Here is a 14,373-nt window from a genome sequence, read left to right as displayed (position 1 = left end):
TTGGCGCATCTGGCGCGGGGCGGGGAATTCTGCTGCGAAGCGGCTCAGGGGCAGGACTCACGTCCTGCGCGCATGGGTGAGGGTGAGCCAGCTGAGGCCCGCCGCGCCGAAAGCGGCGAGGAGCAGGACAAGGGTCGATCCGCCCTGTGCATTCGCCACGATCACGCCGATCAGCGCCCAGACCACGCCCGCCGGGAAGCTTTGCGCATCGGGGCGCGCGCGGGTGATGGTCACGGCCAACCCAAGCGCCAGAAGCAGCACGACGATCGCGGCAAGCCGCGCGCCCATGATCCCATGGCCCGCCAGCATCAGCGCCAGCGCGACACTTGAGGCTGCCGTCAGCCATCCGGCATAGAGCCCGATGGGGCCATGCCCGAACCAGCAATCCCGGCGCGGCGCGCGCATCAACGCCAGAACCGCGCCGCCCCACATCAGCCAGATCAGCACCGTGGCCCAGAAGGGTGACATCTGCGCCACGCCCAGCCAGGCTGCGCCCAGAACGAGCGACACGATCAGCGGCACGCGCATCGGCGCCCAGTCCGGAGCGTCATGGCGCATCAGAAGCTGGAAACCGGCTCCGACGATAAGCCAGAGATAGATCACCCCCCAGATCGCAAAAGCATAGCCTGCGGGCTGCGCAGGCGGGTCGATCTGCGGAATAGGGAACTGGTCGGCGGTAAAGCCGTTGAAGCCGGGCGTGGCGAGCGGCCCGATGGCAAAGGCCAGCGCGGCGACGAGGAGTAAAATGGAAAGCGCACGTGTCATACGCTTTCACTTAGGCTGTTTCGCGGATTATGCCAGTGTGCCATCCGCCTGCAGCCGGGTTTTGCCGCGCAGGTAGGGGTGCAGGACAGGCGGAAGATTGACCGAGCCGTCCGCCTGTTGGCCATTTTCCAGCACTGCAATCAGCGCGCGGCCCACCGCAAGGCCGGAGCCGTTGAGCGTGTGCACATAGTCCGGTTTGCCGCCATCCTTTGGTCTGAACCGGGCATTCATGCGCCGCGCCTGAAAATCGCCCGCGACCGAAACAGAGCTGATCTCGCGGTATTTGTTCTGACCGGGCAGCCAGACCTCGATGTCATGGGTCTTGATCATGCCAAAGCCCATGTCACCCGAGCACAGCACCACCGTGCGGTAGGGCAGGCCCAGTTTCTCAAGAATGCCTTCGGCGCACCGGGTCATGCGGTCATGCTCATCCATCGACGTGTCGGGATGCACGACCGAGACCATTTCGACCTTTTCGAACTGGTGCTGGCGCAGCATGCCCGACGTGTCCTTGCCCGCGCTGCCCGCCTCCGAGCGGAAGCATTGGGTATGCGCCACATAGCGACGGGGCAGGTAGCTTTCGTCCACCGTCAAGCCATTGACGATATTGGTCAACGTGACCTCTGCCGTGGGCACCAGCCACCAGCCATTGGTGGTCTGGTAGCTGTCATCGCCGAATTTCGGCAACTGACCTGTGCCATACATCATCTCTTCGCGCACCAGCACCGGGGTCCAGGTCTCGGTCAGACCGTTTTCCTCGATATGCGTATCCAGCATGAACTGCGCCAATGCCCGGTGAATGCGCGCCACGCCGCCGGACATGACGACAAAGCGCGAGCCGCTCAGCTTGGCCGCCACTTCGAAATCCATGCCGGGTTTCACGCCCGCCAGTTCAAAATGCTCAACGGGCGTGAAATCGAACACGCGCGGTGTGCCCCAGTCGCGGATCTGGACATTGTCATCCTCATCCGCACCATCGGGCACATCCGCATGCATCACGTTGGGCAGGCCCATGAGCATATCGGTCAGTTGCTGGTCCAGCTCTTTGGCCTTGGCCTGCATCTCGGCCACTTCTGTCTTTTTCTCGCCGACCAGCGCGCGCAGCCGTTCAAACTCGGCCTCGTCGCCGCTCGCCTTGGCGGCACCTACTTCTTTGGCGGCTTTCTTCTGATCTGCCTGCGCGGTCTCAGCCGCATGGATCGCGACGCGGCGGGCCTCGTCCAGTTCGAGGATATCAGAGGACGCGCGTTCCACTCCACGGCGCGCCATGGCGGCGTCGAAAGCGGCAGGGTTCTCGCGGATTGCGCGGATGTCGTGCATCTTTTTGTCCTCTGGTTTGAATGAGTCGCGCGCGCGTTATGCACCAAAGCTTTGGGCAAGGGTAGGGCCGCGACGGCGCGTACAGCGCATCTCGGGGAAACCTGTGGAGATTCGGTAAACCGAGCAGCGGTTAATCACGATACAGCCCATTTCCGGCCCCGCAGCGCCTTGCAAACCGCCCCTTGCGCGCATAGGTTCGCGCAAACTCTGCGGGAGGCCCCCGCACGACCCCATTTTTCGAAAGGACCTCCCCGATGGAAGGCAATGCGATTGCGCAATTCATTCCGCTGATCCTGATCTTCGCGATCATGTATTTCCTGCTGATCCGCCCGCAGCAGAAAAAGATGAAAGAGCACCAGAACATGGTGAACGCATTGCGCAAGGGCGATCAGGTCGTGACCCAGGGCGGGCTCATTGGCAAGGTCGTCAAGGTCAAGGAAGACAATGAGCTTGAGGTCGAGATTGCCGACGGCGTCCGCGTGCGCGTTGTGCAGTCGACCATCGCTCAGGTGCTCAACAAGACCGAGCCTGCCAAGTCCTGACCCCAACTGACGGGAGCGGCGGATGCTGCAGATTGATCTCTGGAAACGGGTGCTCATCTGGGTGCTCTGTGCGGCGGGGCTTGTCATGGCCCTGCCGAATGCGTTTTACACGCGCGTTGAGGGTGCCAATGACGCTGTCGCCGCGATTGAAGTGCGGGGCGAAACGCCCGAGCTGACCGAACAGGCCGGGCAATGGCCGTCTTTCCTGCCCTCGTCTCTGGTCAACCTTGGGCTCGACCTGCGGGGTGGCGCGCATCTTCTGGCCGAGGTACAGGTCGAGGATGTCTATGAAAGCCGGATCAAGGCGCTCTGGCCCGATGTGCGCGACGTGCTGCGCCCCGAGCGGGACACGGTCGGCACGATCCGCCGCCAACCATCGCCTGCCGATGAGCTACATGTGAAAATTTCCAACCCGGAGAACATGGCGCGCGCCATCGAAGTGGTGCGCGGTCTGGCGCAGCCGGTGGTCTCTGTCACTTCCGCAGGCGAACAGGACCTGGACGTGAGCGCAGAGGGCGACACTCTGATCGTCACGCTTTCCGAGGCCGAACGCCGCGCCACGGATGACCGCACCGTGCAGCAAAGCCTTGAGATCATTCGTCGCCGGATTGACGAGGTGGGCACCCGCGAACCCACGATCCAGCGTCAGGGTGCTGACCGTATTCTCATCCAGGTGCCGGGTCTTGGCTCGGCGCAGGAACTCAAGGACATCATCGGGACAACCGCGCAGCTGACCTTCCAGCCGGTGGTGAGCCGGACCTCGGACGAAAATGCCGAGCCGGGGATCGGCAATGAAGTGCTGCCGTCGCTTGACGAAGAGGGGCTCTACTACATTCTTGAGGAAACCCCCGTGGTGACCGGTGAGGAACTTGTCGATGCGCAGCCTGCCTTTGACCAGAACGGGCGGCCAGCGGTGAATTTCCGCTTTAACCCGTCGGGCGCGCGCAAGTTCGGCGACTATACGGCGGAGAATATCGGCAATCCCTTTGCCATCGTGCTTGATAGCGAGGTGATTTCCGCCCCTGTGATCCAATCCCATATTCCGGGCGGATCGGGCATTATCACCGGCAATTTCACGGTCGAGGAATCCACCAACCTGGCCGTGTTGTTGCGCGCCGGTGCGCTGCCTGCGGGGCTAAATTTCCTTGAGGAACGCACCATCGGGCCGGAATTGGGCCAGGACAGCATCGACGCGGGCAAAGTGGCCACGATAGTGGCTTTTGCTGCGGTTCTGGTCTTTATGGGGCTGAGCTACGGGCTCTTTGGTCTGTTTGCGAATGTGGCGCTGATCATCAATATCTGCCTGATCTTCGGTCTCTTGTCTGCAATCGGCGGTACGCTAACCTTGCCGGGGATTGCAGGGATCGTCCTGACTGTGGGTATGGCCGTGGACGCCAATGTGCTGGTGTTTGAGCGGATCCGCGAAGAGCTGCGCACCGCCAAGGGCCCGGCGAGGGCGATTGAGCTGGGCTATGAAAAGGCGCTGAGCGCCATTGTGGACGCCAATATCACCACCTTCATCACCGCCGTGATCCTGTTTGCCATGGGCTCCGGCCCGGTGCGCGGCTTTGCCATCACGCTGGGGCTGGGCATTCTCACCTCGGTCTTCACGGCGATCTTTGTCACGCGGCTGATGATTGTCATCTGGTTTGAACGCCGCCGTCCCAAAACGATTGAGGTGTAAGCGATGCGACTGAAACTTGTACCTCAGGGCACCAACTGGGATTTCTTTTCCCGGCCCAAGCTGTGGCTGGGGATTTCCGCCGCGCTGATGGTGGCGGCCTTTGTCAGCTTCATGTTGCAGGGGCTGAATTACGGCATCGACTTTCGTGGCGGTACGACGATCCGCACGGAAAGCGCACAGACTATCGACGTGGGCCAGTACCGCGATGCTCTGGCACCGCTTGAGCTGGGCGATGTGGTGATTTCCGAGGTGTTCGACCCCACCTTTGACGAAGACCAGAACGTCGCCATGATCCGCATTCAGGCGCAAGATGGCCAGGAAAGCGTGACCGCCGATGTGATCGCGGCAGTGCAGGAAGCGCTGAAAACCGTCACACCGGATATCAAGTTCGTCTCGGTGGAATCGGTCGGGCCGAAAGTGTCGGGTGAATTGATCCAGACCGCGGCCATTGCCGTGGTGCTCGCCATCGGCGCGGTGCTGATCTATATCTGGCTGCGCTTTGAATGGCAGTTCGCGCTGGGCGCGGTGGCGGCACTTGTGCATGACGTGATCCTGACCATCGGCATCTTTTCCGAGCTCCAGATCAAGTTCGACCTGGCGATTATCGCGGCGCTGCTGACCATCGTTGGCTATTCGCTCAACGATACGGTGGTCGTGTTCGACCGGGTGCGCGAGAACCTGATGAAGTTCAAGAAACGGCCGCTGCGCGAGGTTCTGAACCTGTCGATCAACGAAACGCTGAGCCGGACCTTCATGACCTCTGTCACCACGCTATTGGCTCTGATCGCGCTTTTCGTGCTGGGCGGGGACGTGATCCGTGGCTTCGTATTTGCGATGATCTGGGGCGTGATCGTGGGCACCTATTCGTCGATCTTCGTGGCCTCGACCGTGCTTCTGGTACTCGGCGTGAAACGCGACTGGTCCAAGACCGACCCGGAAAACACCGGCAACCAGTTCGGGAATGTGGATGCCTGACTGGCTCGTCTCGGCACTTGCCGTGCCGGGGCTGGGCTGGATGGCGTTGACGATCGGGTGCGCGGGCATTGTCCGCGGCTTCACTGGTTTTGGCACCGCGCTGATCTTTGTGCCGGTGGCGGGGCGATACCTGCCACCCGCCGACGTGATCATCGTGATCACCCTCACGGGCATTGCCTCCACCTCGGCGCTTTTGCCCCGTGCCTGGGGGTATGCGGACCGGGGCGAGGTCGCGCTGATGGCGGTTGCGGCCATGCTCACCGTGCCACTGGGCGTCTGGGCGATGACATCGCTGCCACAGGACACGATCCGCTGGATCGTGACGGGGATTGCCGGGGTCACGTTGGTGTCGCTTGTCACCGGATGGCGCTATCGCGGGATGGTGACCCGCCCGGGGCTGGTAGCGATCGGGCTGGGGGCCGGCCTGGCGGGTGGTATGACCGGGCTGACCGGGCCGGTGGTGATCCTGTTCTATCTGGCCGGGCTCAAGGCGGCGCAGACTGTGCGCGCCAATACGATCCTCTATCTTGCGATGCTGGATGTGGTGGTCTTTGCCAACCTGCTAATTGCAGGCGTGTCGAACTGGCAGATGGTGGTGGTCGCAGGGCTGTTGGCGGTGCCTTACTTCATCACGTCATTGATCGGGCAGCACCTGTTTGATCCGCGATATGAGAAAACCTATCGCTGGGCGGCTTATGCGGTGATTGCGGTGGCGGTGGTGTCCGGTGTGCCGCTGTGGGACTGATGGCACAACTTGGCATTCCCCATCCCCGCCAGTCACGCTATATCCCCTCCCATGAGATTGAACGAAGTTACCTATACCGACGCCCAACCGGTTGAGGGCTATGGCTCTGAAGGGTTCCGCATTGGCGGGCAGGTCCATCCCGGCCACATGATTTGTGCGCCCACCGGCACGCAAGTCTGGGGCGGGTTGGAGGATGCCGCACCGCTTCTGGCGCTGGCCGATGAGATTGACGTACTGTTTATCGGCACAGGCGCCGAGATCGCCCATATCCCCACCATACTGCGACACCAGTTGGAAGAGGCCGGGATCGGGGTCGAGACCATGGCCACGCCTGCGGCCTGCCGTACCTATAACGTGCTCTTGTCCGAGGGACGTCGCATCGCGCTGGCCGCGCTCGCAGTCGGCGCGGCGGCAGAATGACGCTTGGGCGGCCAAACCCTTTCTGAGACTGTGGAATTCCGATACGGCTTGGCCATGACCCTGAGTGCAGACAATCTGACCGTGACCCGTGGCGGCATTCCCGTGCTTGAGGCTGTGAGCTTTGCGCTTGCGCCGGGTCGCGCGCTTGTCCTGCGCGGTCCCAACGGGATTGGCAAGACAACGCTCCTGCGCACCGTCGCGGGGCTGCAACCGCCCTATGCCGGGACGCTCAGCGGCGCGGGAGACAACGTGGCCTATGCCGCCCATGCTGACGGGCTCAAGACAACGCTCAGCGTGACCGAGAACCTGACTTTCTGGGCCTCTGTCTTTGGCACCGGGGATATTGCCGCGGCGCTTGCGGCCTATCATCTGGAGCCGCTGCAAAACCGCCCCGCGGGCGCCCTCTCGGCGGGGCAGAAACGCCGCCTTGGCCTTGCGCGGCTGATGGTCACCGGGCGGCCTGTCTGGGTGCTGGACGAACCGACCGTGTCGCTGGATGTGGAGGCGGTAGCGATGTTCGCAGGCGCGGTGCGCGCACATCTGGGGCAGGGGGGATCGGCGCTGATTGCTACGCATATCGACCTTGGGCTGGATGCGGATGTGCTGGATGTGGGACAGTTCCGCGCCAAGCCGCAATCGGCGGATGATTTCGACGAGGTGTTCCTGTGATCGCGCTGCTGAAACGCGACCTTGCGCTGTCGATCCGGGCCGGGGGCGGGTTCGGCCTTGGCCTTGCGTTCTTCCTGATCGTGGTGACGCTGGTGCCCTTTGGCGTAGGGCCGCAATCGGAGCTGTTGGCGCGGATCGCACCGGGCATCCTGTGGCTCGGGTCCTTGCTGGCCTGTCTTTTGTCGCTGGACCGTATCCTCGCGCTGGACTGGGAGGACGGCTCTCTTGACCTTCTGGCGACCGCGCCCCTTCCGATGGAGGGGATCGTGTCGATCAAGGCGCTGGCCCATTGGCTGACCACCGGTTTGCCGCTGGTGCTGGCGGCACCGGTGCTGGGCATTCTGCTGAACCTGCCCGAGGGCGGGTTTCTGTGGCTGGTCATCTCGCTGGCCATCGGCACGCCTGCGTTGTCGGTGATTGGCACCTTTGGTGCGGCGCTGACCGTGGGGCTGAAACGCGGCGGATTGCTTCTTTCGCTGCTGGTCTTGCCGCTTTACGTGCCGACGCTGATCTTTGGCGCTGAAGTCGCGCGGCGCGGGGCTGTCGGGATGGCGGTGGAAACGCCGCTTCTGATGCTGGCGGGGATTTCGCTGGCGGTCATTGCGCTCTTGCCCTTTGCCTCTGCGGCAGTGTTGCGGGTGAACCTGAGGTGAGCTGCGCAATGAATGCGCCCGCGACCAAAATCGCGCTGGAAACCCAACGTATTCACGAATAGGTATCTGTCATGGCTTCGATCTGGGAATATGCGAACCCGAAAAAGTTCATCGACACCTCGAACAAGGTGATCCCAGTCCTGTGGGTGCTGACCATTGCCAGCCTCGCGGGCGGGCTGGTCTGGGGCTTTTTCTTTACGCCGGATGATTTCCGGCAGGGCTCGACCGTCAAGATTTTCTACCTGCATGTGCCTGCCGCGCTGATGGCGATCAACGCGTGGTTCATGATGCTGGTGGCCTCGCTGATCTGGATCATCCGCCGTCATCATGTTTCGGCTCTGGCCGCGCGCGCCGCCGCGCCCGTGGGCATGGTCATGACGCTGATCGCGCTCTTTACCGGGGCAATCTGGGGCCAGCCGATGTGGGGCACCTACTGGGCCTGGGACCCGCGGCTGACCTCGTTCCTGATCCTGTTCCTGTTCTACCTCGGCTATATCGCGCTCTGGGAAGCCATTGAAAACGACGACACCGCCGCTGACCTGACCGCAGTGCTCTGCCTCGTGGGATCGGTCTTTGCCGTTCTGTCACGCTACGCGGTGAATTTCTGGAACCAGGGGCTGCACCAAGGCGCGTCGCTGTCGCTCGACAAGGAAGAGAACGTGGCAGACATCTTCTGGTATCCGGCGCTGGTCTGCATCGCGGGCTTCGTGCTTCTGTTCATCGTTCTGGTCCTGACCCGCACCCAGACGGAAATCCGCGCCCGCCGCATGCGGGCGCTTTTGGCGCGGGAGCGGATGCAATGATGCCAGATCTTGGGAAATATGCCGACGCGGTGCTGTCGGCCTATGCGGTCAGTTTCGTGTTGCTGGCCCTGCTGATCTGGGCCAGCGTGGCCCGAGCGCGCAAAATCCGCGCCGAGCTTGACGAGGTCGAGGCGCGCGCGAAGTCTCAGCGGTCGCAGTAAGCGCCGGTCACGTTGGACGGACAGGAGGCGCGCTCCGTATCTTCGCCATGTGCGCCAATCACCGCCAGAAGCACCAGCGCAGCCGCCTGAAGTATCACCAATGCCATTTTCATCTGTTTGTTCCTTGTTCTGCCTCATCCCCATCTGGTCGCGGGGTAAGGGCAAATAAACGGGGAAAGTCAGCAAAGTCGCCTCACGAAAGCGCGATGGGCGGGGAATTGCACAAAGCCTTTGCATATCGGCGAAAATCTGGGCGTTGTGTTTATCGTGCCCTGTTTGCCTGACCAAGAGAAGCAGATGTGAGAAACCCCGGAGGGCTGCTCCGGGGTGTTTCGTTTATTGCGGGTTTTACTGACGGCGCGCGGGCGGACGTCCGCTGTGTTTAGGCCGACAGGATGTCGTCCAAATCGTGGACTAGGTCAGTCATCCCCATCCGTGCGCGGATTTCCGACGGCAGGGTGCGGAGCGACGAAACCCGCGGGAGTGTCATTTCCGGAATGATCCGTTCCGAGCCGTAGAGCGCTTCGTACTCACGGTAATTCTCGAACGCCTGCCGCCCGACATAGTCGATAAAGCTTTCCGCATGGGCACCATTTGCCAGGATCACATCATGGTTTTCGGTTTCTATGTGATACACCGTAAAGGTGTCTTCCAGTTCCCGTGCCGGGACAAACTCAACTGTGTCGCCATTCACCATAACGGAGGCATTGACCACCACCCCGTCCATGATCATGCCGTGATCGGCCGTAACTGTAAGATCCGTGTGCGGCAGGCCATCACCCAAAGCGCCCGCGCGAATGCGGACCGGTTGCATGCGCGCCCCAAGGAACAGCTTGTTCACGCGCTGGCGACCAACCCACAGCACGGTTGTAACACCACCATCTGCGCAGGTCAGCGTATCGCCGATCGTCAGCTCTTCGACAGGACGTTCGCCATTTGGCGTGGCAATCAGCGTCCCCTTGGCAAAGCACTGCAAATCCGAGGTATTCGCATCATTGGTCATATGGATCGGGGACATGCCCGAAAAATCGATATTTGCAGACGTGTCCTGAGCATAGACCGAGATCGTGCCGTCGCCATTGTCGACGATCATAACGAGGTTTCCGTTGGAGTCTGTCGTGGTGCCGTGGAACGTGCCGCTTTCTGGCGCGTTCAGCGGTTCGCCATTTTCGAAAAAGGCGTCGCCATCGACATCAGTGATTGTTCCACTTGTGTCTGACACAGAGGCCAGATCCAGTGAATAGTTTTCGGATCCACCATTCCGCATGTAGGTCGCAACAGATGAATAGGAAAAACTCGCCATTAATTAATCTCCTGCCATTCGAGTTGTCGTAATCGTTGGTATTGGGGGCCGGGTGCCTCAATTAGACGATCCAGAACAAGGGGCCTTCGCGGCCTCTAAGGGGGCCAAGTAAAATTCTTTGTTGTCTTAACGGAAAATTAACCTTTGTTGGGAATCCAGAGCTAGGTTTACCTTGCGTCAGCTCGCGCAGCGGGAGTTCCGAGCAGATATTGATTCAACCAAAATATGTTTTTTTGAATGTTTTGTTGCAAATTTACCATGCTCTAAGCCATTATTTAAATTTTATTTTTCCCGCATTTCGGGTGCGGCCGCTGGGGGCTGCAGCTTTATCGGGAGGGGCTTTGAGGCAGGGACTCAGTGTCCTGTCGCGATTCGGGGCGTTGGCTTTTCGCTCGCCCGCGTCGTGCGTGCTACGTAGGGTGAACTGCGATGGCTACCAAACCGCATATCCAGCCTGCCGTACACAAGAGAGGCCATTTCAACGATATTTTCGTCATTCATCCGAGATTTATTGGCCTGGGTAGGATGATTGACAAATGCCACTCCCTAGGGGGCGCAAATGGGTGCGCCGAGGCCGTGTTCGCGGCGGCATGAATTAACCTATGCCGCCGCTATTTATTTCATTTCCAGTTCAATTAATTGAGAAACGCAATTTCCCGTTTTCAGGCCGTTTTCGCCAGGTTGCGCAGCACGTAATGCAGCACGCCGCCATTTTCGATATAATCGATCTCGACCCCTGTATCGATCCGGCACTTGAGCGTGATCGTCTTGACCGACCCGTCCGCCATCGTGATCTCACAAGGCACCTCGGCCAGCGGCGTGATCGCATCCAGCCCCTTGATCGATACGGTCTCCTCCCCGGTCAACCCCAGCGTCTTGCGCGTGTCGCCGCCGGTGAACTCGAAGGGGATCACGCCCATGCCCACAAGGTTGGAGCGGTGGATGCGCTCGAAGCTTTCGGCAATCACCGCCTTGACGCCCAGAAGTGCGGTTCCCTTGGCGGCCCAGTCGCGGCTGGACCCTGCGCCATATTGCTCACCACCAAAGATGACCAGCGGCGTGCCCTGTTCCTGATAGGCCATGGCGGCGTCAAAAATCGAGGTCTGCTGCCCGTCCGGCCCCTTGGTGTAGCCGCCCTCGACCCCGTCCAGCATCTCGTTCCTTATGCGGATATTGGCGAAGGTGCCGCGCATCATCACCTCATGGTTGCCCCGGCGTGAGCCATAGGAGTTGAACTCGCGCACGGGCACCTGCCGTTCGATCAGGTATTGACCGGCCGGGGTGGTGTCGCGGAACGATCCGGCGGGCGAAATGTGGTCGGTGGTCACCATATCCCCCAGAAGCGCCAGAACACGCGCGCCTTCGATATTCTCTATGGATTTGGTCTCCATCGTGATGCCCTGGAAATAGGGCGGGTTCTGCACATAGGTGCTCTGCGGCGGCCAGTCATAGGTTTTCTGGTCTGTGGTTTCGACGCTGCGCCATTTCTCGTCGCCCTTGAACACGTCGGCATATTTCGACTGGAACGCCTCGCGCGTGACGGTCTTTTCGACCAATTCTGCGATCTCGGACTGGCTGGGCCAGATGTCCTTCAGGAAGACGTCATTGCCGTCCTTGTCCTGTCCCAGCGGGTCCGTGGCAAGGTTCACGTTCATGTCGCCGGCCAGCGCATAGGCCACCACCAGCGGCGGCGAGGCGAGGTAATTGGCGCGCACATCCGGGCTGATCCGTCCCTCGAAGTTGCGGTTGCCCGACAGGACCGAGGTGGCCACCAGATCGCCCTTGGCAATCGCCTCGGACAGCTCTTTCTGGATGGGTCCCGAATTGCCGATACAGGTGGTGCAGCCATAGCCCACGAGGTTGAAGCCGATGGCGTCAAGGTCCTCCTGAAGCCCCGCGGCCTCAAGATAATGCGAGACCACCTGCGACCCCGGCGCAAGCGAGGTCTTGACCCAGGGTTTGCGATTGAGCCCCAGTGCGCGCGCCTTGCGGGCCACCAGCCCCGCGCCGATCATCACGTAAGGGTTCGACGTGTTGGTGCAGGAGGTGATCGAGGCGATCACAACCGAGCCGTCGCGCAATTCATACTCCTCGCCCTCGACCGTGACCGTTTTGCGCGGGTCGATGACCGGGTCGGGGGCAGGGCCTTCATCGGCCATGTCATTGGCCGCTGCGCTTTCATCGGCCCCGCGATACTCGGCCACGACCTTGAAAAACGCGTCCGACGCCCTGTCGAGCGGGGTGTAATCCTGTGGCCGCTTGGGGCCGGAGATGGCGGGCACGATGGTGCCCATGTCCAGCTCCAGCGTGTCGGTATAGATCGGGTCATAGTCCGGCCCGCGCCACAGCCCGTTTTCCTTGGCATAGGCTTCGACCAGTTCGACGCGCGCCTCGTCGCGCCCGGTATTGCGCAGGTAGCGCAGGGTTTCGCCGTCAATCGGAAAGAAACCACAGGTGGCGCCATATTCCGGGGCCATATTGGCAATGGTTGCCCGATCGGCCAGCGGCAGAGTGTCGAGCCCCGGCCCGTAGAATTCCACGAACTTGCCCACCACGCCCTTGGCGCGCAGCATTTCCACCACCTTGAGCACAAGGTCGGTGCCTGTGGTGCCTTCCATCATCTCGCCGGTCAGCTTGAAGCCCACCACCTCGGGGATCAGCATGGAGATCGGCTGACCCAGCATGGCGGCTTCGGCCTCGATCCCGCCGACGCCCCAGCCCAGAACGGCCGCGCCGTTGACCATTGTCGTGTGGCTGTCGGTGCCCACCAACGTGTCGGGATAGGCCACCTCTTCGCCGTTCTGGTCGACATCGCTCCAGACGGTCTGGGCGAGGTATTCCAGGTTCACCTGATGGCAGATGCCGGTGCCGGGGGGCACGACGCGGAAATTGTTGAACGCCTGCTGGCCCCATTTGAGGAAAGTGTAACGCTCCATGTTGCGTTCATATTCGCGGTCCACATTCATCTGGAACGCGCGCGGATTGCCAAAAACGTCAATCATCACCGAATGGTCGATCACCAGATCCACCGGGTTCAGCGGGTTGATCTTTTCCGGATCCCCGCCCAGCGCCACGATGCCATCGCGCATCGCGGCAAGGTCCACAACCGCGGGTACACCGGTGAAATCCTGCATCAGCACGCGGGCCGGGCGATAGGCGATCTCGCGCGGGTTCTTCCCGCCCTTTGCCGCCCAGTCGCCAAAGGCCTTGATATCGTCCACGCTGACGGTCTTGCCGTCTTCAAAGCGCAGCATGTTCTCCAGAACCACGCTAAGCGCAGCGGGCAGGCGGGAAAAATCGCCCAGACCGGCGTCCTGCGCGGCCCGGATGGAATAGAATGACAGGGTCTTGCCGCCTGCCGTGATCGACTTGCGGGTCTTCGAGCTATCGTGGCCAACTGTGATGGGCATGGAATGGCTCCCTTCCTGTGATGCCAAGGTTTGGACTCTGTTATGAAAACTAGGCATGCGGGGGGGATCGGTTCAAGAGGTAGAGGCCGGTTTAGGGGCGTGGCGGGAAATCATCGCGCGTGCGGATTTCACCGGATATCGCAAAACCTTGATTGGTTATTACAGGTTTCTCGAACTAGGACTGAGGGAGCGACAAATCGGGGATCACGCATGACATATCGCAGCCTGCTCGGCGCGCTCACGCTTGGATTGGCAGCATTGGCCCAGACCGGAGCGGCTGGGGATGCCACATCTCCGGTCGTGGTGGAGCTTTTCACCTCGCAGGGCTGTTCCTCCTGTCCGCCGGCGGATGAATTGCTGCACAAACTGTCCCGGCGCGACGACGTGATCGCATTGGCGCTGCATGTGGATTACTGGGACTACATTGGCTGGAAGGATCAGTTCGCCTTGCCCGGCCATACGGATCGGCAAAAGGGCTATGCCCGCGTGGCCGGGCGTCGCATGATCTATACCCCCCAGATGATCATCAACGGCACCGATCACGTGGTCGGCACGCATCCGATGGATGTGTCGGAACTGATCGCGCTGCACGAGGACCGCGATGTCACTGTGGATTTGCGCGTGGAGCGCTCCGGGCAGGGGGTGAGCATCACGGCGCGCCCACTCGCCGGGATTCAGGCGACGCTGGATGTGACGCTGGTTCAGTATGAGCCCGAAGCCAATGTGGACATCACGCGCGGCGAAAATGCCGGGCGGGTGCTGAGCTATTCCAACATCGTGCGGAAATGGCACGATCTTGGGGAATGGGATGGCACGGGTGAGTGGCAAACCCGGGTCGACCTGAGCCCGCCTGCGGTTGTCCTGATTCAGGAGGCCGGGTTTGGCGCAATCCTGGCGGCGCAGAGCATCCCGTAACTCTGTCG

Annotated in this window: 15 protein-coding genes; 10 read left to right on the top strand and 5 right to left on the bottom strand. The window is 61.2% G+C overall.

The genetic code is table 11. The features are described 5' to 3' along the window. Window positions 1–57 precede the first annotated feature (57 nt). Both PGB28_RS01145 and serS read right to left on the bottom strand, forming a co-directional pair. Window positions 58–765, bottom strand: a complete 708-nt coding sequence (locus tag PGB28_RS01145) for a hypothetical protein (protein ID WP_271419632.1) — start codon at window positions 763–765, stop codon at window positions 58–60. Window positions 766–792: 27 nt separating this feature from the next. Next, window positions 793–2,085 carry a serine--tRNA ligase gene (gene serS, locus PGB28_RS01140; RefSeq protein WP_271419631.1) on the bottom strand — a complete coding sequence of 431 codons (1,293 nt, stop codon included), beginning with the start codon at window positions 2,083–2,085 and terminating at the stop codon, window positions 793–795. Between the two features lie 254 nt (window positions 2,086–2,339). Between serS and yajC the strand changes: the two genes are divergently transcribed. The 9 genes from yajC (at window position 2,340) to ccmD (ending at window position 8,737) form a co-directional block, all read left to right on the top strand. After that, window positions 2,340–2,627, top strand: a complete 288-nt coding sequence (gene yajC, locus PGB28_RS01135) for a preprotein translocase subunit YajC (RefSeq protein WP_271419630.1) — start codon at window positions 2,340–2,342, stop codon at window positions 2,625–2,627. Window positions 2,628–2,649: 22 nt separating this feature from the next. After that, on the top strand, window positions 2,650–4,311 hold the full coding sequence (gene secD / locus PGB28_RS01130; RefSeq protein ID WP_271419629.1) for a protein translocase subunit SecD: 1,662 nt from the start codon (window positions 2,650–2,652) through the stop codon (window positions 4,309–4,311). Between the two features lie 3 nt (window positions 4,312–4,314). Continuing rightward, window positions 4,315–5,286 (top strand): protein translocase subunit SecF, encoded by a 972-nt coding sequence (secF, locus tag PGB28_RS01125; protein WP_271419628.1) that lies wholly within the window; start codon window positions 4,315–4,317, stop codon window positions 5,284–5,286. Continuing rightward, window positions 5,279–6,031 (top strand): sulfite exporter TauE/SafE family protein, encoded by a 753-nt coding sequence (locus PGB28_RS01120; protein ID WP_271419627.1) that lies wholly within the window; start codon window positions 5,279–5,281, stop codon window positions 6,029–6,031. The genes secF and PGB28_RS01120 overlap by 8 nt, the downstream gene beginning before the upstream one ends. A 51-nt stretch (window positions 6,032–6,082) precedes the next feature. Then, a complete protein-coding gene (locus tag PGB28_RS01115; protein ID WP_271419626.1) occupies window positions 6,083–6,451 on the top strand; it encodes an Mth938-like domain-containing protein in 369 nt (122 codons plus the stop codon). Window positions 6,452–6,505: 54 nt separating this feature from the next. After that, a complete protein-coding gene (gene ccmA, locus PGB28_RS01110) occupies window positions 6,506–7,120 on the top strand; it encodes a heme ABC exporter ATP-binding protein CcmA (RefSeq protein WP_271419625.1) in 615 nt (204 codons plus the stop codon). Beyond that, entirely contained in the window at window positions 7,117–7,773 is a 657-nt protein-coding gene (gene ccmB / locus PGB28_RS01105) for a heme exporter protein CcmB (protein WP_271419624.1), read from the top strand. Before ccmA ends, ccmB begins: the two co-directional genes overlap by 4 nt. Window positions 7,774–7,844: 71 nt before the next feature. After that, window positions 7,845–8,576, top strand: a complete 732-nt coding sequence (locus PGB28_RS01100) for a heme ABC transporter permease (RefSeq protein ID WP_271419623.1) — start codon at window positions 7,845–7,847, stop codon at window positions 8,574–8,576. Next, complete coding sequence (ccmD, locus tag PGB28_RS01095) at window positions 8,573–8,737, top strand: heme exporter protein CcmD (RefSeq protein ID WP_271419622.1); 165 nt, start codon at window positions 8,573–8,575, stop codon at window positions 8,735–8,737. Before PGB28_RS01100 ends, ccmD begins: the two co-directional genes overlap by 4 nt. Here the strand turns inward: ccmD and PGB28_RS01090 are convergent. The 3 genes from PGB28_RS01090 to acnA all read right to left on the bottom strand — a co-directional run bounded on the left by PGB28_RS01090 (window position 8,722) and on the right by acnA (window position 13,450). Continuing rightward, on the bottom strand, window positions 8,722–8,850 hold the full coding sequence (locus PGB28_RS01090) for a hypothetical protein (protein WP_271419621.1): 129 nt from the start codon (window positions 8,848–8,850) through the stop codon (window positions 8,722–8,724). The two genes, ccmD and PGB28_RS01090, sit on opposite strands and share 16 nt — an antisense overlap. Window positions 8,851–9,119: 269 nt before the next feature. Next, window positions 9,120–10,040: a Hint domain-containing protein gene (locus tag PGB28_RS01085; RefSeq protein WP_271419620.1), complete on the bottom strand. Its 921-nt coding sequence runs from the start codon at window positions 10,038–10,040 to the stop codon at window positions 9,120–9,122. A gap of 662 nt (window positions 10,041–10,702) precedes the next feature. Then, on the bottom strand, window positions 10,703–13,450 hold the full coding sequence (acnA, locus tag PGB28_RS01080; RefSeq protein WP_271419619.1) for an aconitate hydratase AcnA: 2,748 nt from the start codon (window positions 13,448–13,450) through the stop codon (window positions 10,703–10,705). Window positions 13,451–13,660: 210 nt separating this feature from the next. Here acnA and PGB28_RS01075 point away from each other — a divergent pair, with 210 nt between their 5' ends. Further along, entirely contained in the window at window positions 13,661–14,365 is a 705-nt protein-coding gene (locus PGB28_RS01075) for a DUF1223 domain-containing protein (RefSeq protein WP_271419618.1), read from the top strand. The last annotated feature ends 8 nt before the right edge of the window (window positions 14,366–14,373 follow it).

The organism is Primorskyibacter aestuariivivens (assembly GCF_028023675.1).
Taxonomy (GTDB): Bacteria; Pseudomonadota; Alphaproteobacteria; order Rhodobacterales; family Rhodobacteraceae; genus Marinovum; species Marinovum aestuariivivens.
Note: the sequence above shows the minus strand (reverse complement) of the source record. Positions and strands in the feature narration are given on the sequence as shown.

Excerpts from the sequence above, each read along its gene's own strand:
- acnA (WP_271419619.1), bottom strand. The coding sequence starts at position 13,450 with ATGCCCATCACAGTTGGCCACGATAGCTCGAAGACCCGCAAGTCGATC.
- PGB28_RS01085 (WP_271419620.1), bottom strand. The coding sequence starts at position 10,040 with ATGGCGAGTTTTTCCTATTCATCTGTTGCGACCTACATGCGGAATGGT.
- PGB28_RS01145 (WP_271419632.1), bottom strand. The coding sequence starts at position 765 with ATGACACGTGCGCTTTCCATTTTACTCCTCGTCGCCGCGCTGGCCTTT.
- ccmD (WP_271419622.1), top strand. The coding sequence starts at position 8,573 with ATGATGCCAGATCTTGGGAAATATGCCGACGCGGTGCTGTCGGCCTAT.
- PGB28_RS01115 (WP_271419626.1), top strand. The coding sequence starts at position 6,083 with ATGAGATTGAACGAAGTTACCTATACCGACGCCCAACCGGTTGAGGGC.
- ccmA (WP_271419625.1), top strand. The coding sequence starts at position 6,506 with ATGACCCTGAGTGCAGACAATCTGACCGTGACCCGTGGCGGCATTCCC.
- PGB28_RS01120 (WP_271419627.1), top strand. The coding sequence starts at position 5,279 with ATGCCTGACTGGCTCGTCTCGGCACTTGCCGTGCCGGGGCTGGGCTGG.
- serS (WP_271419631.1), bottom strand. The coding sequence starts at position 2,085 with ATGCACGACATCCGCGCAATCCGCGAGAACCCTGCCGCTTTCGACGCC.
- secD (WP_271419629.1), top strand. The coding sequence starts at position 2,650 with ATGCTGCAGATTGATCTCTGGAAACGGGTGCTCATCTGGGTGCTCTGT.
- PGB28_RS01075 (WP_271419618.1), top strand. The coding sequence starts at position 13,661 with ATGACATATCGCAGCCTGCTCGGCGCGCTCACGCTTGGATTGGCAGCA.
- PGB28_RS01090 (WP_271419621.1), bottom strand. The coding sequence starts at position 8,850 with ATGAAAATGGCATTGGTGATACTTCAGGCGGCTGCGCTGGTGCTTCTG.
- PGB28_RS01100 (WP_271419623.1), top strand. The coding sequence starts at position 7,845 with ATGGCTTCGATCTGGGAATATGCGAACCCGAAAAAGTTCATCGACACC.
- secF (WP_271419628.1), top strand. The coding sequence starts at position 4,315 with ATGCGACTGAAACTTGTACCTCAGGGCACCAACTGGGATTTCTTTTCC.
- yajC (WP_271419630.1), top strand. The coding sequence starts at position 2,340 with ATGGAAGGCAATGCGATTGCGCAATTCATTCCGCTGATCCTGATCTTC.